The following is a 25,274-nucleotide window of genomic DNA, read 5'->3' on the forward strand; positions in this document are numbered from 1 at the left end:
ACCCAGGAAGGACCCCGTGAGCCCGAAGCGAGACGCCGACCTCCCGGCGGAGCGCCGGGTCCTCGCCGCCGGCGCGGTGGTGCTGCGACCCACCGCCGGTGCGCCGGAGGTGGCCGTGGTGCACCGACCGCGCTACGCCGACTGGTCGCTGCCCAAGGGCAAGCAGGACGTGGCCGCCGGCCCTTCCGGCGGCGTCGAGACGCTGCCGGAGACGGCGGTGCGCGAGCTGGCCGAGGAGACCGGGCTGCAGGTCGTGCTCGACTGCCCGCTGGACCGCCACGTCTACCCGGTGGCTGCCGGCACCAAGGAGGTGCACTGGTGGCGCGCCACCGCGGTGGCCCAGCAGGAGCGTCTGCCCGACGAGGAGGTCGACCAGATCGCTTGGTGGCCGGTCGAGGAGGCCCATCGCCGGCTGACCTACGCCGCCGATGTCGCCCTGCTCGAGCAGGCCCTCGCGCTGCCGCCGACCCGGGTGGTGGCGTTGGTGCGCCACGCGAAGGCGATGGCGCGCTCGGACTGGTCGCTGGCCGACGCGATCCGACCGCTCACCGACCGTGGACGCCAGCAGGCGGTCGACCTGATCGGCCTGCTGGGCTCCTTCGGCGTGCAGCGGGTGCTGAGCTCCTCCTCCACCCGCTGCGTCAGCACGGTGCTGCCCTACGTCACCGCGAGGGGGGTGGCGCTCGAGCGGTCCAGCCGGCTGAGCGAGGAGGAGGGCGCCGAGCGAGCCGAGTCGGTGCAGCAGGTGGTCGAGGAGTTCGTGCAGCGCACCGCCGACGCCGGGGAGAACGTGCTGCTGTGCGGGCACCGACCGGTGATCCCGCACATGCTGGCGGCCCTCGGCGTCCCGGACACGGAGCTGCGCACCGCCGAGCTGCTGGTGCTGCACGTCGACGCCTCCGGTGAGGCGGTCGCCCGGGAGCACCACCGCCCGTCTCGCTGAGCCGCGTCGCGTCCCGGTCACAGGGGCCCTCCAGCGGAGGTACATCACGGGGTGGTCACGACATGGTGCGCGGACTCACACAGTCATTCATCTTCTGTTCATGTTCGATGACGCAACCAGTCACGCGCCGCTCCTAGCGTCACCTCCGGACACCGGGAGACGACTCCCCGTCCCGTGCTCTGTAGCCCAGCAATGGAAGGCATTCCGTGAAGACTTCACGCGCAGGCGCCCTGATCGCCCTGCTCACCTCTGCGACCATCGGCCTCGCCGCGTGCAGCTCCGACGCGCCGGAGGCCCCGGCCCCCGGTGGTGACGAGAGCGCCGGCGGCGGCGCGTCCGCGCCCGCCCAGGTCTCCGGCACACTCACCGGTGGCGGCGCCTCGTCGCAGGAGGCCGCGATGACGGCCTGGACCCAGGGTGTCACCAGCGTCCAGCCCGAGCTGCAGGTCCAGTACAACCCGGTCGGGTCCGGCTCCGGTCGCGAGGGCTTCCTCGCCGGGCAGTACACCTTCGCCGGCTCCGACGCGGCGATGGACTCCGAGGAGTACACCCAGTCCCAGCAGATCTGCGGCCCCGACGGCGCCTTCCACGTCCCGGCCTACATCTCCCCGGTCGCCGTGGCCTACAACCTGCCGTCGCTGACCGAGCCGGTGAACATGGACGCCGACACCATCGCGCGCGTCTTCACCGGTGAGATCACCACCTGGAACGACCCGGCCATCGCCGAGCAGAACGAGGGCGTCGAGCTGCCCAGCACCGGCATCACCGTGGTGCACCGCGCCGACTCCTCCGGCACCACCGAGAACTTCACCGACTACCTGACCGCCGCCGCCCCCGAGGCCTGGACCTACGACGTGGTCGAGGACTGGCCGGCCGACATCGCCGCCGAGAACGCCCAGGGCACCTCCGGCGTGGTCAACCTGGTCTCCCAGACCGAGGGTGCGATCACCTACGCCGACGCCTCGGCGATCGGCGACCTCGGCTCGGTCGCCGTCCAGGTCGGCGAGGAGTACGTCCCCTACTCGGCCGAGGCCGCCGCGGCCGCCGTCGAGGCCAGCGAGAAGGTCGGCGGGGGCGCACCGAACGACATGGCCGTGGAGCTGGACCGCACCAGCACCGAGGCCGGCACCTACCCGATCGTGCTGGTGTCCTACCACATCTACTGCTCGGCCTACGCCGACCAGGAGACCGCCGACCAGGTCAAGGCGTTCGGCACCTACGTGGTGTCGGAGGACGGCCAGGCCGCGTCGGCCGAGGCCGCCGGCAGCGCCCCGCTGTCGCCCGCCCTCTCCGAGGAGGCCACCGCCGCCATCGAGGCGATCACCGTCCAGTGACGGTCCCGGGGGTCGCCGGTGCCGCTGCGGCGCCGGCGACCCCCACCCTTCGTCGCGGTGCTCCGCTCCAGCGGGGCGCCGCGCGAACCGTGCATGATGTGAAGGAGCGCGTGTGAGCACCCAGACCCGAGGGAGCAAGGTGGCGCAGTCAACCGAAACCCAAGTCGAGACGCAGCCGCCCGCGCCGCGGCCCCGTGACAACGCCGCGGGCCGGATGGGGGACAAGGTCTTCGCCGCCATCTGCCTGGGCGCCGGCATCCTCATCCTCCTCGTCCTCGCCGGGGTGGCGGCGTTCCTGGTCCGTGACGCCGCACCGGCGATCCTGGCCTCGCCGGACGAGCTGGGACGGGACACCACCTTCTGGGGCTACGTCTGGCCGCTGGTGGTGGGCACGCTGATCGCCTCCGGCATCGCCATCGTGGTGGCCACCCCGGTGGCGATCGGGATCGCGCTGTTCATCTCCCACTTCGCCCCCAAGCGGCTGTCGCAGCCGCTGGGCTACATGATCGACCTGCTGGCCGCCATCCCTTCGGTGGTCTACGGCCTGTGGGGGGCCACCTTCTTCGGCCCGCTGCTGGTGCCGCTGTACGCGTGGCTGTCCGAGAACGCCTCCTTCATCCCGATCTTCGGGCCCACCTACTCCGCGGCCGGACGCACGCTGCTGACGGCGAGCCTGGTGCTGGCCGTGATGATCCTGCCGATCGTCACCTCGCTGAGTCGGGAGCTGTTCCTGCAGACCCCGAAGCTGCACGAGGAGGCCGCGCTGGCCCTCGGCGCCACCCGCTGGGAGATGATCAAGGCGGCGGTGTTCCCCTTCGCCCGCGCCGGCGTCATCTCGGCCATCATGCTCGGCCTGGGCCGGGCGCTCGGGGAGACCATGGCGGTCACGCTGGTGCTCTCGCAGGGCCCGCTGACGGCCAACCTGCTCAATGCCGGCAACTCCACCATCCCGGCCGAGATCGCGCTGAACTTCCCCGAGGCGTTCGGGCTGCGCCAGAGCGAGCTGATCGCCGCCGGTCTGGTCCTCTTCGTCATCACCCTGGTCGTCAACATGCTGGCCCGGGCCATCGTCTCGCGCTACAAGGAATTCTCGGGAGCCAACTGATGACCACCACCTCCGTGGACGAGATCATCCCGTCCAAGAGCTCCCTCACCGCAGGCCAGCTGCCCCGGTGGACCCCGTTGGCCGTCGGCGGCGGCGCGCTCGCCGTGTCCGCCCTGGTGATGCTGCTGATCGGCTTCAACCTGCCCGGCTGGATCGTCATCGCCTGGCTGCTGTTCGTGCCGAGCATGTTCGTCGCGACCCGGGCCGTCGAGGGCCACCAGGCCGGCGTCGACCGGCTGTGGACCGTCCTCGTCTACTCGGCCTTCGCCCTCGCGCTGCTGCCACTGGTCTCGATCGTGGTGGAGGTGCTCACCCAGGGCCTCCCCGGCGTGGTCGACCCCGGCTTCTTCACCAACACCATGCAGTACGCCACCTCGCTGACCGACCAGCAGGCGGTGGAGGCCGGCACCGACATCAAGGGCGGCATCCTGCACGCCATCGTCGGCTCGCTGCTGGTCACCCTGGCCGCCACCGTCATCTCGGTGCCGGTCGGGCTGCTCACGTCGATCTACCTGGTCGAGTACGGCCGCGACGGCTGGCTCTCGCGCGCCATCGTCTTCTTCGTCGACGTGATGACGGGCATCCCCTCGATCGTGGCCGGTCTGTTCGGGGCCGCGCTGCTGCTCACCCTCGTGGGCCCGCAGGACAACCTGATGGGCTTCACCGCCGCCTGCGCCCTCTCGGTGCTGATGATCCCGGTGGTGGTGCGCTCGACCACCGAGATGCTGCGGGTGGTGCCGAACGAGCTCCGGGAGGCCTCCTACGCCCTCGGGGTGCGCAAGTCGCTGACGATCCTCAAGGTCGTCATCCCGACCGCCATCTCCGGCATCGCCTCCGGCGTCACGCTGGCCATCGCGCGCGTCATCGGTGAGACCGCCCCGATCCTGGTCACCGCCGGTGTGGCCACCCGCCTGAACGCCAACCTGTTCAGCGACTGGATGATGACCCTGCCGGTCTTCATCTACCGCCAGCTGCAGAACCCGACCGCTCCGGCCGCTCCCGGCCCGTCGCTGGAGCGGGCCTGGGGTGCGGCCCTCGTGCTGATCGTCATCGTCATGGTGCTCAACCTGGCGTCCCGGATGATCGCCAGGGCGTTCGCCCCCAAGAAGACCGGACGCTGAGCGTCACGCCCACTCGGAGAATCGAAGGAACCATGTCCAAGAGCATCGAAGCGATCGACCTCAACGTCTACTACGGCGACTTCCTCGCGGTCGAGGGCGTCAACGTCAAGATCGAGCCGCGCACCGTGGTCGCCTTCATCGGCCCGTCCGGCTGCGGCAAGACCACCTTCCTGCGCACCATGAACCGGATGCACGAGGTGCTGCCCGGGGCCACGGTGAAGGGCCAGCTGCTGCTCGACCAGGAGAACATCTACGGCTCGGCGGTCGACCCGGTGCGGGTGCGCTCCAAGGTCGGCATGGTCTTCCAGCGCCCCAACCCCTTCCCCACCATGACGATCCGGGACAACGTGCTCGCCGGGTTCAAGCTCAACGGCGTCCGGATGGGCCGCAAGCAGGCCGACGAGATCGTCGAGCGCTCGCTCAAGGGCGCCAACCTGTGGAACGAGGTCAAGGACCGTCTGGAGAAGCCCGGGTCGGGTCTGTCGGGTGGTCAGCAGCAGCGGCTGTGCATCGCCCGCACCATCGCGGTGCAGCCCGAGGTCATCCTCATGGACGAGCCCTGCTCGGCCCTGGACCCGATCTCGACGCTGGCCGTGGAGGACCTCATCGGCGAGCTCAAGGAGCACTTCACGATCGTCATCGTCACCCACAACATGCAGCAGGCGTCCCGGGTGTCGGACAAGACCGCGTTCTTCAACATCGCCGGCACCGGCAAGCCCGGCAAGCTGATCGAGTTCGACTACACCGACAAGATCTTCTCCAACCCGACCGAGAAGGCGACCGAGGACTACATCACCGGCCGCTTCGGCTGATCCTCCGCACCGGCCCCGGCACCCGCGAGGTGCCGGGGCCGTCTGCTGCCCGCAGGACGTCGGGGAGGTGGCCCGCCTGCTCATAGACTCGCGCCGTGGCGAATCCTGCGGCTGGTTGGTACCCCGATCCGGGCGGTCAGCCCGGCATGTTCCGCTACTGGGACGGCGCGGCCTGGTCGGCGGCGCTCTCCCCCACCCCGCACGCCGCCCCGCCCGCCCAGGGGCTGGTGCAGGGCGCGAGCGGGGCCGGCACCGGCCACGGCAGGCAGCCCGCGGCCGGCGCGGTGGCGGCCACCCCCGGCGGACGCAGCTCGAAGGGCTGGGTGGTCGCGCTGGTGGCGATCGGCCTGGTCGTCGTGGTGCTGGTGGGGCTGGGCGTCCGGGCGCTGTCGAGCGCGGTCGACCCCGGGAACAACCCGGGCCCGGGCAACCAGCCGACCTCCCAGGTGTGCCCCGACCAGCGGCCGCAGACCGCCTCGCCCGAGCCCGACCCGGCGGATGGTCGGGTGCACGGCGGCGCGCTGTCGTTCCCCCTGCTGCCCGAGCCGTTCGGCCCGCCGGAGCCGGACAACCGGGTGCCGTTCGGCCGCGACGTGCAGGTGCAGTCGGCCTTCGTCGAGGACTACAGCGAGGGCTCCTGGGTGGCCAGCGTGATGGTGGCCGAGCTGATCGCCGGCGACGGGTTCTTCACCCCCGAGCAGGGCTCGGAGATCGTGGTGAAGTGCGTGCTCGGCGAGTTCTACGGATCGAACACCGAGGTGCACCGCGAGGACCTGGTCAACGAGGCGCGGACGCTCGACGGCAAGGACGCCTGGCTGGTCGAGTCCCACCTGACCTTCGACATCCCCGGTCTGGAGACCAAGGGCGAGACGCTGATCCTCATGATCGTCGCCACCGGCGAGGCCACCTCGAGCCTGTTCTACGCCTCGATCCCCGACACCAGCCCGCAGTTCATGGCCCCGGCGCGGGAGGCGATGGAGAACCTGCGGGTGGACGCCTGACCCCCGCCTCCCCGCCGCGCGCGGGGCGGAGCGCCGGGTCTCAGTCGTCGGTGAGCAGGTCGAGCAGCTCGACGGTGCGCCGCAGGCTGGCCACGGCGTAGGCCTGGTGGCCGGCGGCGACCGACCGCCGGTGGCGGTGCTCCCAGCCGCTGAGGAAGACCAGCAGCGCCTGCGCCACCTGGTGCCGCCACGGCAGCGCGTCGACCCGCACCATCGCCGCGCGCACCGGGTCGGGCGGGACGAGCTCGGGCAGCAGGGCGCGGGGGTCGGGTGTGGTGCGCAGCACCTTGCCGACGTCGTGGCCGAGCAGCCGTTCGCGGGCGAGCTCCCAGTCGACCAGCCCGAGCCGGCCGTCGGGCATCCGCAGCAGGTTGCTCAGCGTCGGGTCGCCGTGCGTCGGGCCCACGGTGACCGGGCGGGTGCTGGCGAGCAGCCGGTCCACCCGGGCGCCGAGCGAGGCCTCGGGCACGCCGTGGGCCCAGGTGCCGGCCGGCGCCCGCTCGAGCAGCGCCGCGAACGCGGTCCGGGCCCGCTCGCGCACGCGGGAGGGCAGCGGGCGGTGCCGCAGCGACAGCCGGGTCCAGGTGGCGGCGAGCAGGTGCAACGCCTCCGCGGCGGCGTCCTGGCGCTCGGCGACGGCGACGGGTCGTCCGGGGAGCATGTCCTCGACCACCCAGTCCAGCACCCGGTCCTCCCGACGGCAGCTGCCCTGGTCACGGCAGCGCGGGACGACGAAGGCACCCACCTCGCGGAAGCGGCGCTGCACCTCGGGGCCGTCCACCATCGTGGTGGCCGTCGTGGGGTCGGGCCGCTCAACGCCGGCCACCGCCAGCGGGGACCGTCCGGTCAGACCGAGGCGGAAGGCGCGGAAGCGGGTGCGCTCCCGGTTGCGCCGCACCCCGGGGAGCAGAACGTCGACCGGCGCGCGGGAGCGCAGCGGGTCGGTCCGGTCACCGGTCAGCAGCGAGTCCCCGGTCCAGCGGTGGCGCAGCAGCGCCCCCAGCGGCCCGTCGCGACGCTCCAGGCGTCCCACCCAGGCGACGGAGTCGTCACCGAAGAAGGTGCGGGTGCGCGGCACCGGTGCCCGCAGCGCCCGGGTCTGGCGGCCGATCAGCTCGAGCCACTCGAGCCCGTCGACGAGATGGTCGCGGAGGTGTCGCCCAGTGTTCACCCGCGCATCGTCGACACGCGGGATGAGGCCCCGATGAGGCCGGCGTGAGACCTCCGCCAGACACCGGCGCCTGCGCCGGCTCCGTCAGCGCTCGCTGAGCCGCACCTGACGCAGGTAGCTGGAGTAGGGGCTCTTGCCGTAGCTGTCGGCGGCTCGCTCGAGCCCGGCGTCGTCGAGGTAGCCCATCCGCCAGCCGATCTCCTCGGGGCAGCCGATGGACAGCCCCTGACGGTGCTGGATGGTGCGGACGAACTCGCCGGCCTCGTGCATCGTGTCGAAGGTGCCGGTGTCCAGCCAGGCGGTGCCCCGCGGCAGCAGCTCGACCCGCAGCCGGCCCCGCTCGAGGTAGTGGCGGTTGACGTCGGTGATCTCGTACTCCCCACGCGCCGACGGCTTCAGCCCGCGCGCGATCTCGACCACCTCGTTGTCGTAGAAGTACAGGCCCGGGACGGCCCAGGAGCTCTTCGGCTGCGCCGGCTTCTCCTCGATCGACAGCACCCGGCCGCTGTCGTCGAACTCGACCACGCCGTAGGCCGACGGGTCGGAGACCCGGTAGCCGAAGACCGCCCCGCCCTCCAGACCCTCGAAGCGGCGCAGCCGGGTGCCCAGACCGGGGCCGTAGAAGATGTTGTCGCCCAGCACCAGCGCCACGGAGTCGTCGCCGATGTGGTCCGCGCCGAGGGTGAAGGCCTGGGCCAGGCCGTCCGGGCTCGGCTGGACCACCCAGCTGAGCGAGATGCCGAACTGGGAGCCGTCGCCGAGCAGCCGCTGGAAGGCCTCCTGGTCGTGCGGGGTGGTGATCATGAGGATGTCGCGGATACCGGCCAGCATCAGCGTCGACAGCGGGTAGTAGATCATCGGCTTGTCGTAGACCGGGATCAGCTGCTTGCTCACCCCCAGGGTGATCGGCCGCAACCGGGTCCCCGACCCACCCGCCAAGATGATGCCCTTCATCGCGACTCCCCTGTCGTGCGCGCTCCTCGCCACCGCGAGGTCCTAGGGTGGCGTCGTGCAGAGGGTACTGGTCACCGGCGGCGCCGGGTTCATCGGCGCGAACTTCGTCAACCACCTGGTCGCCCACACCGACCTGCAGGTCACGGTGCTGGACGCCCTCACCTATGCCGGTCACCGGGAGGCGGTCGACGGCTTCCCGTCCGACCGGGTCGCCTTCGTGCACGGCGACATCACCGACGCCGAGGTGGTGGACCGGGTGGTGGGCGAGTCGGACGCGGTCGTGCACTTCGCCGCGGAGAGCCACAACGACAACTCGCTGCACGACCCGCGGCCGTTCCTCGACACCAACGTCATCGGCACCTACACCCTGATCGAGGCCGCCCGCCGCCACGGCACCCGGTTCCACCACGTCTCCACCGACGAGGTGTACGGCGACCTCGAGCTGGACGACCCGGCGCGCTTCACCGAGCAGACCCCCTACAACCCGTCCAGCCCCTACTCCTCGACCAAGGCCGCCTCCGACCTGCTGGTGCGGGCCTGGGTGCGCTCGTTCGGGCTGCAGGCCACGCTGTCGAACTGCTCGAACAACTACGGGCCCTGGCAGCACATCGAGAAGTTCATCCCGCGCCAGATCACCAACCTGCTGGACGGCCGCCGCCCGCGGCTCTACGGCGAGGGCAAGAACGTGCGGGACTGGATCCACGTCGACGACCACAACAGCGCGGTGCTGGCGGTCCTGCAGCGCGGCCGCATCGGCGAGACCTACCTCATCGGCGCCGACGGCGAGCGCAGCAACAAGCAGGTGGTCGAGCAGCTGCTCACCACCATGGGACGCCCGAGCGAGGACTACGACCTGGTGGCCGACCGGCCCGGGCACGACCTGCGCTACGCCATCGACGCCACCAAGCTGAGCACCGAGCTGGGCTGGACGCCGCGCTACGACTTCGACTCCGGGCTGGCCGCGACCGTCGAGTGGTACCGCCAGCACGAGGACTGGTGGCGCCCGGTCAAGGAGGCCACCGAGGCCCGCTACGCGAAGTCGGGTCAGTGATGGCCGAGCTCGCCGTCGAGACCACCGCGATCGACGGGCTGCTGGTGCTCCGGCTGCCCGTCCACGGCGACGCCCGCGGCTGGTTCAAGGAGAGCTGGCAGCGGGAGAAGATGGTCGCCCTCGGCCTGCCCGACTTCGCACCCGTGCAGAACAACGTCTCGTTCAACGCCGAGGTCGGGGTCACCCGCGGCATCCACGCCGAGCCGTGGGACAAGCTCGTCACCGTCACCACCGGCCGGGTCTTCGGCGCCTGGGTCGACCTGCGCGCCGGGGACGGCTTCGGTCGCTCGGTCACCCTCGAGATCGATCCCGGCACCGCGGTCTACGTGCCCCGCGGCGTCGGCAACGGCTTCCAGACCCTCGAACCCGCCACCGCCTACTCCTACCTGGTCAACGACCACTGGAGCGCCGCCGCGCAGGACCGCTACACCTTCCTCGACCTCGCCGACGAGACCGTCGCCCTGCCCTGGCCGGTGCCGCCGGAGCAGCGCATCGTCTCCGACAAGGACCGCACCCACCCGCCGCTCTCGGCCGTCACCCCGGTCGAACCGCTGCAGACCGTCGTGCTCGGCGGCAACGGCCAGCTCGGGCGCGCGCTGGCCGCCCGACTGCCCGGGGCCCGCGTGCTGACCCGCGCCGAGCTCGACCTCGCCGAACCCCAGGCGGTGACCCGGCTCGACCTCACCGGCGTCGGCACCGTCATCAACGCCGCCGCGATGACCGACGTCGACGGCGCCGAGACCCCGCAGGGACGCCGGCTGGCCTGGCAGGTCAACGCCACCGCCGTGGCCGACCTCGCCGCGGCCTGCCGACGCCACCGGGCCACCCTGGTCCACGTCTCCACCGACTACGTCTTCGACGGCACCACCGCGGTCGCCGACGAGACCACCCCGGTCGCCCCGCTCGGCGTGTACGGCCAGTCCAAGGCCGCCGGCGAGCTCGCGGTCGGCGCCCTCGACCGGCACTACCTGGTCCGCACCAGCTGGGTGGTCGGCGAGGGGCGCAACTTCGTCGCCACCATGGAGTCCCTGGCCGCCCGCGGGATCAGCCCCTCGGTGGTCGACGACCAGCGGGGCCGGCTCACCCACACCACCACCCTCGCCGCCGGCATCCTGCACCTGCTCGACACCTCAGCGCCCTACGGCACCTACCACCTGACCGACGGCGGCGAACCCGTCACCTGGGCCGACGTCGCCCGCGCCGTGTTCGTCCGCTGCGGCCGCGACGCCGACGACGTCACCCCGGTCAGCACCGCCACCTACTTCGGCGACAAACCGCACGCCCCCCGACCGGCGAGCAGCGTCCTCGACCTCACCAAGATCCGCGGCACCGGCTTCTCCCCGCCGGTCGTCGCCCCCTGACCGGTCCCGTCCGCGGCCGCTGGGCCCGCACGTCGCCCGGGCCGCGCCAGACACACCACGGGTCGTCGCGGAACATTCTGCGTGCTGGCTCGTTGGGAGGGGTGGTGCGTCGAGACGCGACCAGCTTCCCCCGACCGCGAACCGTGAAGGTGGCCCCCGACCGTGCAGAACGCCCTCCGACGACTCGGGACCGTCAGCTACGCCGCCGTGATGTTCCTGGTGGTCAGCGTGCTGATGGGCCTGCTCGCCGCCCTGCTGGTGGTGCCGTTCGCGGCCGCGGCCGGCGCCGGCTCGCGGGTCACCGCCGACTCCCTGGAGGAGCTGCCGGAGGACCTGCAGACGACCCCGTCCCCGGAGCGCACCCGGGTGCTGGCCGCCGACGGCTCGGTGCTGGCCTACTTCTTCGAGGACAACCGCACCTACGTCGAGCTGGACGACATCGCGCCGATCATGCAGCAGGCGCAGATCGCCATCGAGGACCACCGCTTCTACGAGCACGGCGCGCTCGACCTGACCGCCACGCTGCGAGCGTTCCTGCAGAACAGCGCGGGCGGGTCGACCCAGGGCGGGTCCAGCATCACCCAGCAGTACGTGAAGATGGTGCAGGTCGAGCAGGCCCGGCTGGCCGGCGACGAGGCGGGGGTGCGGGCCGCCCAGGAGCAGACCTATGCGCGCAAGATCCAGGAGATGCGCCACGCCATCGCGCTGGAGGAGCGGCTGAGCAAGGACGAGATCCTCGAGCGCTACCTCAACATCGCCTACTTCGGTGACGGCGCCTACGGCGTGGAGCAGGCCGCCCGGCACTTCTTCGACACCTCCGCCGCCGATCTCGACCTGGCGCAGGCGGCGATGCTGGCCGGGCTGGTGCAGAACCCGGCCGCGACCGATCCGCGCCGGTTCCCCGAGGCCGCGGTCGAGCGGCGCAACGTGGTGCTGGACCGGCTGGCCGACCCGGAGGTCGCCGTGATCTCCCCCGAGCAGGCCGCCGAGGCCAAGCAGGTCGAGTGGGACCCTGACGGCATCGAGCCGGTGGCCAACGGCTGCGCCAGCGCGGAGTTCCCGTTCCTGTGCGACTACGTCCGGCGCAGCCTGCTGCAGTCGGAGGCGCTGGGCGCGACGGTGGCCGAGCGCGAGCAGACGCTGCTCCGCGGCGGACTCACCATCCGCACCGAGATCGACCGGGAGTCCCAGCGGGCCGCGGAGGAGGCGATCGCCGACGTGGTCGACCCCGAGGACCCGGTGATCTCCACCATGACGATGATCGAGCCGGGCACCGGCCTGGTGGTGGCGATGGCGCAGTCGCGCCCGGAGATGGGCGAGGAGGACGGCCAGACCTTCTACAACTACGCCGCCCCCACCAGCCTGGGTGGGGCGGAGGGCTTCCAGGCCGGGTCGACGTTCAAGCCCTACGTGGCCGCGGCCGCACTGGAGGAGGGCATCCCGATCGACCGCCGCTACGACTCGCCGGAGCGGATGGACTTCTCCGACGAGCCGTTCCAGACCTGCGACGGACGGGGCCGGGTGCCGGAAGGCTACGAGCCGGAGAACTCCACGCGTTCCGGCGACGACATGCCGATGGACTACGCGATGGAGTGGTCGGTCAACACCTACTTCCTCCAGCTCGCCCAGGACACCGGCATGTGCGACGTCACCGACATGATGGAGCGGCTGGGCGTGGAGCTGTCCAACGGCCAGCCGCTGAGCGAGGTGTCACACATCTTCTCGCTCCCCCTGGGCTCGGTGGACGTCACGCCGCTGTCGATGGCGGAGGCCTACGCCACCCTGGCCGCGGACGGGATCCACTGCGAACCGCGCATCATCGCCTCGGTGACCGACGGTGAAGGCCAGGAGCTCGACCTGCAGCAGCCCGGCTGCGAGCGGGTGATGGAGGTCGACGTGGCCCGCGGCGTCACCCAGCTGCTGGAGGGCGTGATGGGCGCCACCGGCCGCCCGGCACGGCTCGGCAACGGCCACGACGTCGCCGGCAAGACCGGCACCACCGACAGCACCGAGGCGGTCTGGTTCTGCGGCTACAGCCCCGAGCTGGCCGGCTGCTCCTCCATCGCCGCGGACAAGACCTCCGACTTCTGGGACGGCCGCCGACGCTCGCTGGCCGGGCTGCGGCTGCCCGAGAGCGGCAGCTACCTCAACGGCTCCGGCGGCGGCGACGCCGGCGCGCAGATCTGGCGCCCGGCGATGCGGGAGGCGCTGGAGGACCGCCCGCGCACCGGCTTCCGCAACCCGTCCCGCGACCTCCGCGGGGACGACGAGGACTGAGCGAGCCCGGGCCCCGGTATTCGGTGGGGCTCAGCCCTCGCAGTCCGCCAGCCCGTAGCGGGCCTTCATCGTCAGGACCCGCTCGACGTGCTCGGGCAGGGACGCGGCGAGCGCCTCGTCGTCCTCGGCCTGGTCGAGCACCCCCTGCACCATCGCGTCGACGGTCAGCGGGTCGGCGGTGATGGCCAGGTCTCCTCCCGCCTCGAGGAACTCCACCAGCCGGTCCTCGACGGGGGTGCTCGCCACCGCGGCGGCGACCCCCATGTCGTCGCTCACCACCACGCCGTCGAAGCCGAGGTCGCCGCGCAGCAGGTCGGTGATGACGTCGTCGGAGAAGACCGCCTGCTCGTCCTCGTCGATCCGGGTGTAGGTGACGGTGGAGACCATCACCGAGTCGGCGCCGGCGTCGACGGCGTCCTGGAACGGCCGCAGATCACCGCCGGCCACGGTGGTCTCGTCGTCGACCACGTCGGCGGTGAAGTCGGTGTTGCCGCGGACCCGGCCGATGCCGGGGAAGTGCTTGACGCTGGTGGCGACCCCGCCGGCCTGCAGCCCCTCGACCACCGCCTGCACCTTCTCCGCGACCACCTCGGGATCGCTGCCGTAGCCGCGGTCGAGCTTGCCGATCGGCTCGTTGACCTGCACCAACCCTTCCGGGACGACGTCGGCCACCGGCGCGAGGTCCATGTCGACGCCGGCGTCGGAGAGCTCCTCGCCCCACCCCTCGGCCGCCGAGCGGAGCTCGTCGGTGCCCAGCTCGGCCTGCTCGGCCGCGGACGGGATGGGCGTGAACCCCGGCCCCTGCAGCCGCTGCACCAGCCCGCCCTCCTGGTCGGCCGCGACCAGGGTGTCGATGCCCTCGGGGGTGTCGAGCTGCTGGCGCACCGCGTCGGTGAGCTCCTTGACCGCCTCCAGGCCCACGGTGGTGTTCTCCAGCAGCAGGATCGAGCTGATGGAGGAGCCCTCGACCTGCTCGACCAGGCCGTCCGACGGCGGCTGGTTGGCCGAGATGCCCACCATCAGCAGCTGGCCGACCTGCTCCTCGCGGGTGAGCGAGGCGGCCAGGTCGGCGCAGCTGGTCGCCGTCGGGGACGGGCTGGACGACGGCGGAGGCGACGCCCCGGCCGGCCCCTGCGTCGAGGTGGTCGGCGACGGCGGCGCGCTGCTCGGCGGCGGGGTCGCCTGCTCGGGCGCGCAGGCCGTGAGCACGGCGGCCACCGCCAGCCCGGCGGTGAGGCCGGGCAGCGGGCGACGACTCATGCGCTGCTCGGCTTCTTCCACAGGTTGATGCCGCCCTCGTTGGCGTGGCGGTCGATCTCGGCGAGCTCCTCCTCGCTGAACTCGAGGTTGCTGCGCGCGGCCAGGCTGTCCTCCAGCTGGGCGACGCTGGAGGCGCCGATCAGCGCCGAGGTGACCCGCGGGTCGCGCAGCACCCAGGAGATCGCCATCTGCGCCAGGGTCTGCCCGCGCCGCTGGGCGATCTCGTTCAGCGCGCGGATGTGGCCGAGGTTCTCCTCGGTGAGCAGCTCGGGGTCGAGCGACTTGCCCGCCGCGGCCCGGGAGTCGGCGGGGACGCCGTCGAGGTAGCGGGTGGTGAGCATGCCCTGGGCGAGTGGGGAGAAGGCGATGATGCCCATCCCCTCCTCGTCGCAGGCCTCGACCAGGTCGGGCTCGATCCAGCGGTTGAGCATCGAGTACGACGGCTGGTGGATGAGCAGCGGCGTCCCGAGGTCGCGGGCGATCGCGGCCGCCTCCCGGGTGCGCTCGGCGGAGTAGGAGGAGATGCCGACGTAGCGGGCCTTGCCCTGCCGCACCGCGGTGTCGAGGGCGCCCATCGTCTCGGTCAGCGGGGTGTCGGGGTCGAAGCGGTGGTGGTAGAAGATGTCGACGTGGTCCAGGCCCATCCGGGCCAGCGAGGCGTCGAGGGAGTCGAGCAGGTACTTGCGCGAGCCGAGATCGCCGTAGGGGCCGGGCCAGTAGTCCCAGCCGGCCTTGGTCGAGATCACCAGCTGCTCGCGCAGGCTCCTGAAGTCCTCGCGGAAGATCCGGCCGAAGTTGATCTCGGCCGAGCCGTAGGGCGGGCCGTAGTTGTTGGCCAGGTCGAAGTGGGTGACACCGAGGTCGAAGGCCCGGCGCAGCATGTCCCGCATCCCCTGCAGCGGCTTGTCGTCGCCGAAGTTGTGCCACAGCCCCAGCGACACCGCCGGGAGGTGCAGACCGCTCCGCCCGACCCGTCGGTAGGGCATCTGGTCGTAGCGGTCGGCGGCGGGCACGTAGGTGTCGAGGATCGGCATGGGCCCGAGTCTAGGGAGCGGCACCGACGGCACCGCACGGCCCTCGGGGCGCCCGCGGAACCCCACTAGACTGGCGCGGGCCCGCCGCACGCGGCGTCCGGACCGACCGAGCACGACACCGGGGAGACACGTGGGACGCCGACGGACGAGCACGGCCGCGCTCGCGGTGCTCACCGCCCTCTCCCTCACCCTGCTGGTCGGCTGCACCCCCTGGGACGGCCTCCAGCCCGACGGCCCCCCGCCCACCGGCGGGGAGGCAGGGCAGAGCACCGGACCCCTGCCCGAGCCGGAACCCGTCGACGCCCCGGTCGAGGTCTTCGTCGCCCCGCGTGGCCAGTGCGACCCCGACGCCTCCGGACGCAGCGCCGACGCGGCGGTCTGCGACCTGGAGGGCGCCCACCGGGTGGTCGAACGGCTGCACGAGCAGGGCCGGGCCCGCGGTGACCTCACCATCCGCTTCGCCGGTGGCCGCTACGACATGGGCACCTACTACTGGCGCACCTGGGCCCAGCCCGGGCACACCCTGCGCTTCGTCCCCGACTGGTGGGAGCCCGGTACGGAGGAGCCTGCCGGCCCGCTGCCGGAGTTCCACGGCGAGCCGACGTCGAGCCACTGGCTGTCGGTCGTGCGGGACGCGAGCTCCCCGCAGCCGGTCGGCACGGTGCAGATCGCCCACCTGGCCGTCACCGGCTACAGGAACGGCATCATGGTCAACGGCGGCCTGATCCTCGGCGGGTCCCCCGAGGAGCGGGCCGAGGCGATCGACCCGCCCGTGCCCTACGTCTCGGTCCACCGCGTGGTCATCGAGGACCTGGGCAACCGCCACGTCCCCGACGCCGCGCCGGCGGAGTGGGCGCTCGCGCTGCGCAACGTCGTCAGCGGCAGCGTCCGCGACTCCCGCTTCGAGTGGATCGCCAACGCCGAGGACGACGAGAAGTACGCCCACGCCGTCTACGCGATGGAGTCGGAGGGGGTCTCGATCACCGGCAACCTGTTCCACCGCATCTCCGGTGACCCGGTGCGGCTGCGCAACGACAACCGCGACTTCCTCGTGCTGCGCAACCACTTCGTCCGCTCCGGGACCCGGGCCGCGGTCTCGGACTGGCACGTCGACCGCGAGGCCGCGAAGGAGCGCGACCAGGGTTGGGAGGTCAGCAGCGAGGAGCCCGAGATGCGCGGCAACCGCGTCTACGACGGCGGCTACCGCGGCGGCCGCGTGGTGGAGTGGCGCCCCTCGGAGGAGGTCCGCTAGCGCGGCTCCGGCCGTGCCGCCGCGGGGGTTGCTAGCGTGCTGCGGTGCCCGTTGACGAGGACGTCCAGCTGAGCCACCACCCGGCGCTCCGCGAGGCCGACATCACCCCCAGCCCCGACCAGCGGCACCTGCTCTACGCCCGCGGCTACCTGCTCACCCGGACGCCGGTCGACCTCGACCTGGGTGAGCACTGGGGCCGGCTGCGGCTCGGCGACCGCCACCTCACCTGGGACCGGCGCACCCCGCTCGTGCTCGCCGAGCACCAGCAGGTGACGGTGCTCCTGCTCGGGCGCGTGGTGCACCCCCGCCGCGGCACCGCCGACCCCGCGGTGGTCGCCGAGCACCTGGTCCGCGCCCGGGCACGGGGACGCGAGGCGTACGCCCGCGAGCTCGACGAGGTGGTCGGACGCTACGTCGTCCTCGACCGCGGCCCCGAGGGCACCACCCTGCAGACCGACGCCGCCGCGATGCGCAGCTGCTACCACGACGAGACCGCCTCCGTGCTGGCCAGCCACTCCCGGCTGGCCGCCGAGACCGTCGGTGACCCGCGGCCGTCCCACTTCCCGGTCGACTGGCTGCGCCGCGCCCGGGCGCTGACCTACCCCGGCCGCTACACCGACTTCGCCGGCATCCACCTGCTGACGCCGAGCACCGAGCTCCGGCTGGAGGACGCCCGGATCTCCCGCACCGGCCCGCTGCCGGTGACCGAGCTCGTCTCCGCGTCCCTGGCGGCCAAGCGGCTGCTGCCCCGGCTGCAGGACCAGCTCACCCTGCTCGCCGAGGCCGCGCCGCCGCTGATCTCGCTGACCGGCGGGCTGGACAGCCGCACCACGCTGGCGCTCAGCCGTCCGATCGCCGACCGTGCGGAGTACTTCACCTTCGTCCGGCCCTACCTGGGTGCCGACGACGACTCCGTCGCCGACCTGCGCACCGCCCGCGAGCTGGCCGCCGCCTTCGGCCTGCACCACACCACCGTGCCGGTCGAGGGACCGCTGGTGCCCGGGCCGCTGGCCTCGGTGATGGCCCGCAACATCGCCCGCCAGCACGGCCGCAGCGTCGCAGCGGCCTACCGCGAGGTGCTGCCCCCCGACCGGGTGCACGTCCGCTCCAACCTCTACGAGGTCGGCCGGGCGGTCTACCTGCGCCGCGGCTACCGCGGCGAGCTGACCCCGCAGGTGATGGCCGAGACGCTGGTCGCCCGCGGCAGCGAGCCGCCGGAGCCGGCGGTGGTGGAGGCCTTCGAGGAGTGGGTGGAGGTGACGTCCTTCGCCGCGCCGGAGGGGGTGGACGCCTACGACATGTTCTACTGGGAGCACCGGATGGCGGCGTGGCTGAACTCCCACCTGACCGAGAGCGACATCGCCCACGACACCCACATCCTGGTCAACAGCCGGGCGATCTTCCGCCACCTGCTGTCGGTCTCGCAGGGTCAGCGCCGCTGGGGCAAGGTCTTCGACCACCTGGTCCGGCTGAGCTGGCCCGAGGTCTACGACCTCCCAGTCAACGGGCGGGACCGCGCCGTCCCGGAGGAGCCGACCCGTCCGGCCGCCGGTGCGGTGGGCGGGTCGGCCGCCGGCTGAGCCGGGTCAGCGACCGACGCCGCGGTAGGTCCAGCCGGCCTCGCGCCACTGCGCGGGGTCCAGCACGTTGCGGCCGTCGAAGATCGCCTTGCCCGCCACCTTCCCGTCCAGGTCGGCCGGGGTGAGGGCTCGGAACTCGGCCCACTCGGTCAGCAGCAGCACGACCTCCGCACCGTCGACGGCGGCGTCGAGGGAGTCGGCGTAGCCGAGCGCCGGGTAGGCCAGGGCCGCGCGGTGCATGGCCTTGGGGTCGTAGACGCGGACGTCGGCGCCGTGCACGTGCAGCCCGGCGGCGATGTCGAGGGCCGGGGAGTCGCGGACGTCGTCGCTGTCGGGCTTGAACGCAGCGCCGAGCACCGCCACCCGGCGCCCGCTCACCTGGCCGCCGAGCAGCTCGCCGGCCGCGTCGACCGCACCGGTGCGGCGGCGCAGGTTGATGCTGTCGATCTCGGTGAGGAAGGTGACCGCCTGGTCGACGCCGATCTCGCCGGCGCGGGCCATGAAGGCGCGGATGTCCTTGGGCAGGCAGCCGCCACCGAAGCCGACGCCGGCGTTGAGGAAGCGGCGTCCGATCCGCGCGTCGTGGCCGATCGCGTCGGCCAGCACGGTGACGTCGCCACCGGCGGCCTCGCAGACCTCGGCCATCGCGTTGATGAAGGAGATCTTGGTGGCCAGGAAGGCGTTGGCCGCGGTCTTGACCAGCTCGGCGGTCGGGAAGTCGGTGACCACCACCGGGGTGCCCTCGGCGATCGGCCGGGCGTACACCTCGCGCAGCCGCTGCTCGGTCTCGGAGCTCTCGGTGCCGAGCACGATCCGGTCCGGGTGCAGGGTGTCCTTGACCGCGAAGCCCTCACGCAGGAACTCGGGGTTCCAGGCCAGCTGCATGCCATCGCCGGCCGGTGAGACGCGGGTGATGAGCTCCTGCAGCCGGGCGGCCGTCCCGACCGGGACGGTCGACTTGCCGACCAGCAGCGCCGGACGCTGCGATGCCTCGGCGATCGCGGAGAACGCCGAGTCGACGTAGCTCATGTCGGCGGCGTAGGAGCCGGAGCGCTGCGGGGTGCCGACGCAGATGAAGTGCAGGTCGGCGAAGTCGGCGGCCTCGGCGTAGGAGTCGCTGAAGCGGAGCCGGCCGCTGGCGACGTGCTTGGCGAGCAGCTCCTCCAGCCCGGGCTCGAAGAACGGGGTCCGGCCCTCGCGCAGGGCGGCGAGCTGGGCGGGGTTGTTGTCGACGCCGAGCACCTCGTGGCCCAGCTCGGCCATCGCCGCGGCGTGGGTGGCTCCGAGGTAACCCGTGCCGATCACGGTCATCTTCGTCACCCGGGCATCCTAGGGGTGCGCGCGCCGGGAGGCCGTCGACGCTCCGGACGCCGCCCGCTCACTCCTGCCAGAGCGCGGCCGAGTGGTGTTCCGCGCGGACCCCGACCGACGTCAGCCGCTCCAGGTACTCCGCGACGGCGCGGTCGGCACCGTCCGGGGCCGCCGCGGTGCCGTCGACCTCCTCCTGCTCCGCGGCCAGCTCGACCAGCACGTCGCGGGCCTGCTCGGGGGTGGCGTAGCTGGCGGCGTCGCCGAAGGCGCGGGCGTAGCAGGGCGAGAGCACCAGCGCCGCCCCCCGGCCCAGCGCCTCGCGCGCCTGCTCCTCGATCCTCGGCTCGACCTGGTCGGAGAAGGCCACCCAGGCGTCCAGCGCACCGAGGTCGTCCGGCTCGGCGTCCACCTCGTCGGCGCCGAACACCCCGGCCACGACCAGGGCGGGCCCGGCCGGCCCGTCGGCGTCCCGCCCGTCGAGGGCCTGCTGCATCCACCCCTCGGTGACCTCGTTGCGGAAGCCGCCCACGAGGAAGCGGCCGGTGCCCGTCGCCGCGGCGGCCAGGGGTAGCGGTCCGACGTCCGGCACGGACTCCCACAGTCCCGGCCGCAGCTGGTCGCGCAGCAGCAGCGGCTGCAGCGCGTCGCGGATCGGCCCCTCGGTCGCCGCCCAGGTCGGGTCCACGCCGAAGATCCCCTGGACGCGGCGGGAGACGGTGGCGGCCTCGTAGGCCTGCCGGCGGCGCTGGGAGGGGGCCTCGTCGGCGACCACGACGACGGCGGACGGCCGGAGCCGGGCCGGCGCGTCGCGGCACACCTGCAGCAGCGTCGGCGGGCGGACCAGCAGCAGGTCGGTGGTGGCGTCGGAGGCGAGGGCCAGCCGGGTCACCGCGCCGGAGCGCACCAGCGCGGCGAGCCCGGGGTCGAACGCCAGCCGGGGGCGCTTGGTGGAGAGGAAGTTCTCCGCCGTGACGACACCGACCCGCAGTCCGGCCCGGACGGCGGCGGACACCTCCCGGAGCACCTGGCGGTCCCGCGCGGCCGGGGCGTCCAGCTCGACGAGGTGGACGACGTCGAAGTGCTCACCGGTCCGGCGGTCGGGCAGGAAGCTCTGCGGGGCCGGGAACGGCCGCTGGTCGGGGTGCCGCTCGAGGCGGACGCTGCGCCCGGCGGCGAGCTCCTTGTGCCAGGACAGGTAGGCCTGGCGGTAGGCGCCGCGGTCCTCGTGCTCGTAGCCGAGGCCGAGGTCGGTGGAGGTGAGGTTGGACTCCCCCATCAGGGAGAACGTCAGCGGGGTCGGCTCGGTGGGGTTGAGCCGGAAGCCGTAGGCCTGCTGCAGGCGGAACCGGAACTCGTTGTCGGCGCCCTTGCGCACGGTGTCCCAGTAGCCCAGGCGCTGCTTCACCTCGGCGTGGCGGAACATGATCGAGGCGAAGCTGGGGTGGACGACGCGGTCGGGGCCCCAGCGGACGAGGAAGCGGAGCACCGGGCTGACCCGGACCCAGTTGGTGAGGTTGGCCACCCGGGCGGGGTGGGCCTGCAGGTCGCGGACCTGCCACTCGATCTGCTGCGGGTGGTGCCAGTCGTCCTTGTCGGCGATGGTGACGAACTCGCCCCGGGCCTCGTCGTAGGCCTGGTTGCGCACGTAGTAGGCGCCGTGGTTCTCCTCGTTCAGGTGCAGCCGGATCCGCTCGTCGCGGGCGGCCCAGCCGCGCAGCTGGTCGGCGTAGGGGGTGGGCCGTCCGGCCTCGTCCACCCGGGGCGAGCCGTCGTCGACGATGATCAGCTCGAGGTTGCGCCAGCTCTGGGCGAGGATCGAGGCAATGGCCTTGTCGGTGGCGGCGTTGGGCTCGTAGATCGGCATCAGCACGCTGACCAGCGGGCCGTCGGTGACGGGCTGGGCGGAGTCGCAGGCGAGCCGGTAGAACGGCTCCTCGGGTCCGTCGGTGAGGGTGAGCGGCTCGAACCCGCCGCCGACCAGCAGCGCGTTCACCTGCTCCAGCCACCGCTGCTCGTCGGCGGCCGGGTTCTGCAGGTAGGGGTTGGCGGCGTTCGCGGCGAAGAGGGCGTGCGCGGCGACCCGGGCCGGGGTGTCGGCCGGACGTTCGCGCAGGATCTCGGTGGCCCGCTCGAAGCGGCCCTGGTCCACGCACAGGTCGGCGTAGTGGGAGCGGTCGATGTCAGTCAGCCGCCCGGTGCCGGCCAGCCGGACCAGGACGTCGTAGAGCAGCAGCGAGTCGAGCAGGTCGCGCTCGGAGCCGCGCTGGGAGTACAGCAGCCGGGCCAGGGTGCGCAGGGCGGGCGTCCACAAGCCCTTCAGCTCCTCCCGCGGCACCTGCTCCACGCCCTGGGCGCGCCAGCTCTCCATCACCGCGGCGAGGTCGTCGTAGCGGTAGCGGCCGCGGCTGGCGGCATGGGCGAGGACGTCGCGGGCCGAGCTGGAGCGGGTCCGCTTGGCCCGGTCCAGGAAGAGCTCCTGGCCGGCCGAGGTGGCGAGCAGGGTGCGCGACCAGTGCTCCAGCGCCGGCAGCCGTCCCGGCTCCGCGGCCCCGCCGTCGGCGGCCGGTGCCCACCCCGGGCCGCCCGCGAGCGGGGCCTTGCCGAGCTGGCGGGTGAGCACGGAGGTGTGGTGGTTGAGGCGGGCCGACAGCAGCCGGCTGGTGTAGAGCACCAGCGCGACGACGGCCAGCAGCAGCGCCACGCCGAGCGTCCAGGCCAGCCACCAGGTGTCGAGCACCGCCGCGACCACCGCGGCGACGCCGACCAGCCCGGTGACGGCGAGCACCGCCGCCTGCGACCGCGTCGGGAGCAGCCTGCGTAGCCTCATGGGGTTCCTCTCTGTCACCGCCCCACGGGGAGCGGCCTCCGGTGTCGGGCGCAGAGCCGGTCGGGGCCTGACTGTAGCGGCAGCGCCAGACCGCGGGGTCGCGCTGCGCCGGAGCGCTCAGCCGCAGTCGCAGCTCGCCGAGACCCGCACGATGGTCCGCAGGTACACCTGGGCTGCCGTCACGGTGGCGCACCCGGACCAGGCGGGCAGCCGCTCGTCGGTCCCGTTGGCTCGCCACCCACGCATCGGGTCCTCCGTGCCGCGGTACCAGCGGTAGGGGGCCTCGCACTCCAGCACGCAGTGCACCTCGCCGTCGCAGAAGGTGGCGTCGTCGAGCCTCTCGAACTCGGGCGCGAGGTGCAGCCAGAAGGAGAAGGAGCGGAACCGAGGGGAGGTGAGGCGGTCGTAGAGGACGAGGCGCTGCCCCGGCTTCCACGACAGCACCCGCTCGTGCCTCCAGTCCATCGAGACGTGGTCGACGGCGGCGCGCACCCGCACCTCGTCGGGTCGGGTCTCGACGTCCTGGATGCTCGACCCGTAGGCGTCGGTGCCGTCGCGCGGGTGGGACATCGCGTCGACCTCCACGGTGTTGTGCGCCGCCGTCGACAGGAAGTACGCCCGCGCCGACCCGACTCCGTACCCCTCGGCGCCGGAGTCGACGAGAATCCGCCGGCCACGGTCGAACAGCTCGAAGCTGAGGTCGTCCGCGTGCTTGTGCGCGCGGGAGTGGTAGCTGCCCTGGACGAAGAGCTGGCCGTCAGCGCTGCGCGCGACGGCGTACCCGCCTTTGCGGAACCACCGCATCTGGTAGCGGTCGTTGGCGAAGTCGGGCGTCGACACGGTGGCGGGCGGCCAGCCTCGGAACGACGCGGTATCACCGATCCGCACGACCCCGCCGTCGGGTTCGAGGAACCAGCCTCGGACCTCCTCGGCCCGCTCGAGCACCGCGGCGACGTCGAGGGCGTGCCAGCCCGACGCGGCGATGTCGGAGAGCTCTCCCATCATCCACTCGTGGTACTTGGGGCTGTGCTCAAGGTGCACACCCTCGTCGTTGAACTGCCGCCCGACCAGGTACTGCATCGTCTCGCGCGCGTAGTCGAGCGCGGGACGGGCGTCGGGGAGCGCCCAGAAGCACTGCGCCAGGACGGCGAGCCCGTGCATCTGGAAGATGCCGTGGTTGCCGTGGGAGAGGGTGTCCGGACGGACCAACTCCCTCAGGTGCGCCTCCGCCGAGGCCACCAGCACCCGCTGCTCGTCGACCGACGGCTCGAGGTCGCCCTCGAGCACCGCCGACAGCAGGAACGCCGTCTTGGTGGCCCGATAGCCGACCGGCATGTCGTACCACGACATGTAGGCCCGTTGGCGCTGCTGCAGGTGGTAGTCGCACCAGCTGAAGTAGATGTCGGCGGCCGGACGCAACCACCGCCGCTCGCCGGCCCGGAAGGCGAGCACGTAGGCGTCCATCGGCTGCAGGCACATCAGCCGGTTCATCCAGGCCCGGTCCCGGAACGGGTTGGCGCCCCAGTCGATCGGGATGGCCACCGGCGCGAAGCCCGGCTCGGCCCGGTACCCCTCGGCAGCCTGCACCTCGGCGGCGTCCGGTGCCTGGAGGAAGTTCGGTATCGGCCACGTGATGGGGCGCCCGTCCCGCACCGATCCCGCCTCCACGAGCTGGAACCAGATGCCGTCGGCGACACCGGGCTCGAACGACCGGACCATCGACAGGCGAGAGGTGGCGCTCCCCATGCGGCAGACCCTAGTGCAGCCCGGCGCGTCGGCCAGCACCCGGACGTGCGTCTCCGGACGACGCCGGCGATACTCTTTCGGCTTATTGTGCCCGCACCCCGCTGGGCGCGGAGGCGATGAGCCGGACAGAGGTGAGGTGCAGGATGCGAGTGGGCCTCGTCGGCTACTTCGGTTGGGGCAACTTCGGCGACGAGCTGATGTTCCAGCTGTGGCGCCAGCGACTCGGTGGGTCCGTCGACGCACACCGCGTCCACGACCTGCTGCACCGGCCCTACTTCCAGGCCTCGGCGCGCGACGCCGCCGCGCCGTTGGACGCAATCGTGATCGGCGGCGGGGACCTGATCCACCCCGACTCCATCTCGCCCCTCTACTGGAACCGGGCCTGGTTGGACAAGCCGGTCTTCGTGTCTGGTGTGGGCGTCGCCTTCGAACGCGGCGGCTTCCGGCAGGACGTACCCGGTCGGCTCACCGACTTCCTCGGCCACCCCGCGGTGCGCAGCATCGGCCTGCGGGACGCAGCCAGCGCGGAGTGGGTCGGCGCGCAGCTCGGGAGCGACCGGGTCCGCCAGTCCCCCGACCTCGCCTTCGCCTTCGAGCTGCCCCCGCCGCTGCCCCGCCACCGCGTCGTCGGGATCGCGCTGCGCAAGCGTCCCTCCGAGGACGACCGGGACACGGTCGCCCGGGTCGTCAGGTGGGCGCGGGAGAGGGGTCTGGGCACCGAGCTGCTCGTCCTGGCCACCGGGCACACGGCCCAGGACGAGCTGTCGCACCTGTCGCCGGCCTTCCCCGGCGTCTCGGTGCGCAGCGTCGGCTCGGTCGATGAGCAGTGCCAGGCCATCAGCTCCTACGCCGTCCTCTTCAGCGCCAAGTTCCACGGGTCGGTGGTCGCGCTGCGCTACGGCACCCCGACGGTCAGCCTGCGCGAGACGCACAAGATCCAGGGCCTCCGCGCCCAGCTGGGAGCGCACGCTGCCCCCGCCTTCTCCGCCGAGCTCCTCGACCGGGACGCCGAGGTCCTCCGCCCGGGCCGCCTGCCCGCTCTGACCGCCCTGGAGGCGGCGGCCGAGGAGGAGGTCGCCCACGTCAGCAGCCTGGTCGGCAGTGTCGGCGCCGCGGCGCCGAGGGCCTGAGCCG

The 25,274-nt window shown here is 72.7% G+C and carries 19 protein-coding genes; 12 read left to right on the top strand and 7 right to left on the bottom strand.

All coding sequences use genetic code 11. From position 1 onward, the window contains the following. The first annotated feature begins 16 nt into the window (after positions 1-16). From DT076_RS12280 to DT076_RS12305, 6 genes are all read left to right on the top strand, one after another. On the top strand, positions 17-943 hold the full coding sequence (locus DT076_RS12280) for an NUDIX hydrolase (protein WP_114126972.1): 927 nt from the start codon (positions 17-19) through the stop codon (positions 941-943). 206 nt (positions 944-1,149) lie between these two features. Then, positions 1,150-2,277, top strand: coding sequence for a phosphate ABC transporter substrate-binding protein PstS (locus DT076_RS12285; RefSeq protein ID WP_114126973.1), 1,128 nt, complete (start codon positions 1,150-1,152; stop codon positions 2,275-2,277). Between the two features lie 112 nt (positions 2,278-2,389). Further along, a complete protein-coding gene (gene pstC / locus DT076_RS12290; protein WP_233493914.1) occupies positions 2,390-3,382 on the top strand; it encodes a phosphate ABC transporter permease subunit PstC in 993 nt (330 codons plus the stop codon). Then, entirely contained in the window at positions 3,382-4,503 is a 1,122-nt protein-coding gene (gene pstA / locus DT076_RS12295; protein WP_114126975.1) for a phosphate ABC transporter permease PstA, read from the top strand. The genes pstC and pstA overlap by 1 nt, the downstream gene beginning before the upstream one ends. 32 nt (positions 4,504-4,535) lie before the next feature. Next, on the top strand, positions 4,536-5,315 hold the full coding sequence (gene pstB, locus DT076_RS12300) for a phosphate ABC transporter ATP-binding protein PstB (protein WP_114126976.1): 780 nt from the start codon (positions 4,536-4,538) through the stop codon (positions 5,313-5,315). A gap of 95 nt (positions 5,316-5,410) precedes the next feature. Continuing rightward, the gene (locus DT076_RS12305; RefSeq protein ID WP_114126977.1) at positions 5,411-6,316 is read left to right on the top strand and encodes a DUF2510 domain-containing protein; all 906 of its coding nucleotides are present in this window, start codon (positions 5,411-5,413) and stop codon (positions 6,314-6,316) included. Positions 6,317-6,356: 40 nt separating this feature from the next. Here DT076_RS12305 and DT076_RS12310 read toward each other — a convergent pair whose 3' ends face one another. Beyond that, complete coding sequence (locus DT076_RS12310; protein WP_114126978.1) at positions 6,357-7,487, bottom strand: aminoglycoside phosphotransferase family protein; 1,131 nt, start codon at positions 7,485-7,487, stop codon at positions 6,357-6,359. 84 nt (positions 7,488-7,571) lie between these two features. After that, positions 7,572-8,441 carry a glucose-1-phosphate thymidylyltransferase RfbA gene (rfbA, locus tag DT076_RS12315; RefSeq protein WP_114126979.1) on the bottom strand — a complete coding sequence of 290 codons (870 nt, stop codon included), beginning with the start codon at positions 8,439-8,441 and terminating at the stop codon, positions 7,572-7,574. A 55-nt stretch (positions 8,442-8,496) separates the two neighbouring features. Here rfbA and rfbB point away from each other — a divergent pair, with 55 nt between their 5' ends. From rfbB to DT076_RS12330, 3 genes are all read left to right on the top strand, one after another. After that, positions 8,497-9,492, top strand: coding sequence for a dTDP-glucose 4,6-dehydratase (rfbB, locus tag DT076_RS12320; protein ID WP_114126980.1), 996 nt, complete (start codon positions 8,497-8,499; stop codon positions 9,490-9,492). After that, on the top strand, positions 9,492-10,853 hold the full coding sequence (locus DT076_RS12325) for a sugar nucleotide-binding protein (protein WP_114127124.1): 1,362 nt from the start codon (positions 9,492-9,494) through the stop codon (positions 10,851-10,853). Before rfbB ends, DT076_RS12325 begins: the two co-directional genes overlap by 1 nt. Positions 10,854-11,015: 162 nt before the next feature. Further along, complete coding sequence (locus tag DT076_RS12330) at positions 11,016-13,130, top strand: transglycosylase domain-containing protein (RefSeq protein ID WP_114126981.1); 2,115 nt, start codon at positions 11,016-11,018, stop codon at positions 13,128-13,130. A 30-nt stretch (positions 13,131-13,160) separates the two neighbouring features. On the opposite strand, the gene DT076_RS12335 is transcribed toward DT076_RS12330, so the two are convergent. Together DT076_RS12335 and mgrA are read right to left on the bottom strand one after the other, a co-directional pair. After that, on the bottom strand, positions 13,161-14,390 hold the full coding sequence (locus tag DT076_RS12335) for a glycoside hydrolase family 3 N-terminal domain-containing protein (protein ID WP_114126982.1): 1,230 nt from the start codon (positions 14,388-14,390) through the stop codon (positions 13,161-13,163). Next, positions 14,387-15,424, bottom strand: a complete 1,038-nt coding sequence (mgrA, locus tag DT076_RS12340) for an L-glyceraldehyde 3-phosphate reductase (RefSeq protein WP_114126983.1) — start codon at positions 15,422-15,424, stop codon at positions 14,387-14,389. Before mgrA ends, DT076_RS12335 begins: the two co-directional genes overlap by 4 nt. 130 nt (positions 15,425-15,554) lie before the next feature. Here mgrA and DT076_RS12345 point away from each other — a divergent pair, with 130 nt between their 5' ends. Beyond that, positions 15,555-16,676, top strand: coding sequence for a hypothetical protein (locus tag DT076_RS12345; RefSeq protein ID WP_114126984.1), 1,122 nt, complete (start codon positions 15,555-15,557; stop codon positions 16,674-16,676). Between the two features lie 44 nt (positions 16,677-16,720). Continuing rightward, positions 16,721-18,256 carry a hypothetical protein gene (locus DT076_RS12350; RefSeq protein WP_114126985.1) on the top strand — a complete coding sequence of 512 codons (1,536 nt, stop codon included), beginning with the start codon at positions 16,721-16,723 and terminating at the stop codon, positions 18,254-18,256. Positions 18,257-18,262: 6 nt separating this feature from the next. Here the strand turns inward: DT076_RS12350 and DT076_RS12355 are convergent, their stop codons facing one another. The 3 genes from DT076_RS12355 to DT076_RS12365 all read right to left on the bottom strand — a co-directional run bounded on the left by DT076_RS12355 (position 18,263) and on the right by DT076_RS12365 (position 24,140). Then, positions 18,263-19,567, bottom strand: a complete 1,305-nt coding sequence (locus DT076_RS12355) for a UDP-glucose dehydrogenase family protein (protein ID WP_114127125.1) — start codon at positions 19,565-19,567, stop codon at positions 18,263-18,265. A gap of 67 nt (positions 19,568-19,634) precedes the next feature. After that, positions 19,635-22,394 (bottom strand): glycosyltransferase family A protein, encoded by a 2,760-nt coding sequence (locus DT076_RS12360; RefSeq protein ID WP_114126986.1) that lies wholly within the window; start codon positions 22,392-22,394, stop codon positions 19,635-19,637. A 117-nt stretch (positions 22,395-22,511) separates the two neighbouring features. Further along, complete coding sequence (locus tag DT076_RS12365; RefSeq protein WP_114126987.1) at positions 22,512-24,140, bottom strand: heparinase II/III family protein; 1,629 nt, start codon at positions 24,138-24,140, stop codon at positions 22,512-22,514. Positions 24,141-24,283: 143 nt separating this feature from the next. Between DT076_RS12365 and DT076_RS12370 the strand changes: the two genes are divergently transcribed. Continuing rightward, the gene (locus DT076_RS12370) at positions 24,284-25,270 is read left to right on the top strand and encodes a polysaccharide pyruvyl transferase family protein (protein ID WP_158548118.1); all 987 of its coding nucleotides are present in this window, start codon (positions 24,284-24,286) and stop codon (positions 25,268-25,270) included. The last annotated feature ends 4 nt before the right edge of the window (positions 25,271-25,274 follow it).

Origin of the sequence: Desertihabitans brevis (assembly GCF_003327535.1) — a bacterium.
Classification (GTDB): Bacteria; Actinomycetota; Actinomycetes; order Propionibacteriales; family Propionibacteriaceae; genus Desertihabitans; species Desertihabitans brevis.